The 2,875-nt window shown below is 72.2% G+C and carries 3 protein-coding genes; 1 reads left to right on the top strand and 2 read right to left on the bottom strand.

Features of this window, described 5'->3' with window-relative positions; all coding sequences use genetic code 11:
• Positions 1–1,393: alpha/beta hydrolase (locus H5J26_RS30035; RefSeq protein ID WP_181769115.1), on the top strand; the 1,393-nt coding region annotated here is incomplete at its 5' end.
• 81 nt (positions 1,394–1,474) lie between these two features.
• Here H5J26_RS30035 and hemQ read toward each other — a convergent pair.
• Positions 1,475–2,191: a hydrogen peroxide-dependent heme synthase gene (gene hemQ / locus H5J26_RS30030; protein ID WP_181769114.1), complete on the bottom strand. Its 717-nt coding sequence runs from the start codon at positions 2,189–2,191 to the stop codon at positions 1,475–1,477.
• 4 nt (positions 2,192–2,195) lie between these two features.
• The coding region (gene hemG, locus H5J26_RS30025; RefSeq protein WP_181769113.1) for a protoporphyrinogen oxidase at positions 2,196–2,875 on the bottom strand (680 nt) is incomplete at its 5' end.

The raw sequence follows: 2,875 nt of genomic DNA, 5'->3' as shown, positions 1-2,875 counted from the left end.
TCGCGTCGAGTGCGGCAAGGTGACCGTCCCCCTCGACTACGCACGCCCGCGCGGCGAGAAGATCCAACTCGCCGTCAGCCGGCGGAAGTCGACCGGCCCTGCCGCCGCCAGGCAGGGCGTCCTGCTCCACAACCCAGGCGGTCCCGGGGGCAGTGGCATGGCCTTCCCGCTCTACGGAACGGTCGCGGGCGGTGTGTGGAAGAGGCTCAACAGGGCCTACGACTTCATCGGTTACGCACCCCGTGGAGTCGGACGCTCCGCCCCCCTCAGCTGCCGGGACCCGAAGAAGGCGGGCACGAAGCCTGAACGTTCACCGCGCGAGCCGTCCACCGCGTTCAAGCGGAAGATGCGGCAGGAGGCGGCCGCGTACGCGCGGGCGTGCGCACGCAGCCAGGGCGACAGGCTCGACCACTTCACCACCCCCGACAACGCCCGCGACCTCGACGTACTGCGCGCGGCCCTCGGCAGCCGGAAGCTCAACTACTTCGGCGTCTCCTACGGCAGCTACCTCGGCTCCGTCTACGCCACGCTCTTCCCCGGGCACGTCGGCCGCCTCGTCCTCGACGGGGTCGTGGACCCGCGCCCCGACAAGATCTGGTACGGAGCCGGCCTCGACCAGAACCGCGCCTTCGAGCGGCGCTGGAACGACTGGAAGCGGTGGGTGGCCCGGCACGACACCGCCTACGGCCTGGGCCGCACCGCACGAGCCGTGCAGCGCAACTTCGACAAGGCGCGCGACACCCTCGACCGGCGCCGCGTGGGCGGCTCGGTCGGACACGACGTCGGCTCGAAGCAGCTGCTCGCCGGGTTCGTCTCCGTCGGGTACGAGGACGCGGTCTGGCCCCAGTACGCCGCCGCCCTCTCGGAGTTCGCCAAGGGCGACCCCCAGCCCCTGGTCGGCCTGGTCGCTCCCGATCCGGAGGCGGCGGCCCGGACGGAGAACAGCGACGCCGTCTACAGCGCCGTGCAGTGCTCCGACGCTCCCTGGCCGCGCGACTGGGCCCGCTGGGACGGCGACAACACCGAACTCGCCCGCCACGCACCGCTCTTGACCTGGGAGAACGTCTGGACGAACCTCCCCTGCGCCTACTGGCGCGGCAGGCAGTCCCGTCCCGTGGACGTGCGCACGGGGCCCGGCCGCATCCCGCCCGTGCTCCTCGTCGCCGCCACCCACGATCCGGCGACGCCCTACTCGGGCGCCGTGGAGACGTGGCGACGGCTGTCCGGCTCCTCGCTCGTCACGGAGTGGGGCGCGGGCACGCACGGCGTGACCGGCGGCAACAAGTGCGCCGACGGCCACGTCGCCACATACCTGCTGGAGGGCAGGACGCCGGGCCGCGCAGCGGAGTGCGCGGCCCGCCCCGCGCCGAAGCCGGACAGCACGGAGAGCTGACCGGCAACGACAGCGCAGTGAGGGCGGAGTGAGAGCCGGCAGCACGCCGAAGCCGGGGCGGCGGACACCGCCGCGCCCGTCCTAGACGAGCCCGGCCACCAGCTCCGCGACCGGCTTGCGCCGCCCCGTGTAGAACGGCACCTCTTCGCGTACGTGCATCCGCGCCTCGGAGCCCCGCAGATGACGCATGAGGTCGACGATGCGGTACAGCTCGTCGGCCTCGAACGCGAGGATCCACTCGTAGTCGCCGAGTGAGAATGCGGGCACGGTGTTCGCCCGCACGTCGGGGAAGCCGCGGGCCATCTTGCCGTGATCGGCCAGCATCCGGCGGCGGTCCTCGTCCGGCAGCAGGTACCACTCGTAGGACCTGACGAAGGGGTAGACGCTCACGTAAGCACGCGGCTCCTCCCCCGCCACGAAGGCCGGCACGTGCGACTTGTTGAACTCGGCCGGGCGGTGCAGCGCCATGTTCGACCACACCGGTTCCAGCGCGCGGCCGAGCCTGGTGCGGCGGAAGCGGTTGTAGGCGTCCTGAAGGGCGTCGGAGGACTCCGCGTGCCACCAGATCATGACGTCGGCGTCGGCCCGCAGCCCCGAGACGTCGTACGTGCCGCGCACGACGACGTCCTTCGCGGCGAGCTGCCCGAAGAGCTCGTCCACCTCGTCCGCGTAGCCGGTGCGGTCCTCCGGCAGGACGTCGCGCAGCCGGAAGACCGACCACAGGGTGTACCGGACGACCTCGTTGAGGTCCTTCGCCTTCTTGCCCGCGTTGGGTGCCTTATCCGGCGCAGCAGTCATGGCCCTATTCTCGCGCGCCGCCCGGCACGGCTCGCGCGAGGGTCTCCTCCGCGGCCCTGCGGCCGCTCGCGATGCACGCGGGAATGCCGACGCCCTCGTACACGGCGCCGCACACCGCCAGCCCGGGCACCTTCTCCACAGCGCCGCGGACGCGGGCCACGCGCTCCGTGTGGCCGACGGGATACTGCGGAAGCCCACCGGTCCAACGGGTCACACGCCGGTCCACGGGACGGGCCGACAGCCCGGTCGCGGCCCGCAGATCCCGCAACGACAGCTCCACGAGTTCGGAGTCGGGACGCTCCAGGACGGCCTCCTCCGCGTACCGCCCCAACGAGGTACGCAGCACGAACAGCCCCGGATCCTCCTGCGCCACCCACCCCCACTTGTTGCTGGAGAAGGTGGACGCCTTGATGGAGCGGCCGTCGACCGGAGGCACGAGGAAACCGCTGCCCTCCGGGACGCGCTCGATGTCGGAGCGCCGGAAGGCCATGGTGACCAGGGCCATGGAGGCGTACTCGACGGCGGTCAGCTCCTCCGCCGCCGCCGGTACCTCCTCGGCCAGCAGCCGCGCCGCCTGAGGCGCGGGCACAGCCAGGACGAGCGCGTCGGCGTTGCGGGTCTCGCCTGCCTCGGTGGCAGGTAGGGGAGCGTGAAGTAGCCGGCGCCGTGTGAGACGGGCTGGGT

Origin of the sequence: Streptomyces albidus (ex Kaewkla and Franco 2022), assembly GCF_013870515.1 — a bacterium.
GTDB lineage: Bacteria > Actinomycetota > Actinomycetes > Streptomycetales > Streptomycetaceae > Streptomyces > Streptomyces albidus.
This window is presented reverse-complemented; position numbering and strand designations above follow the sequence as displayed.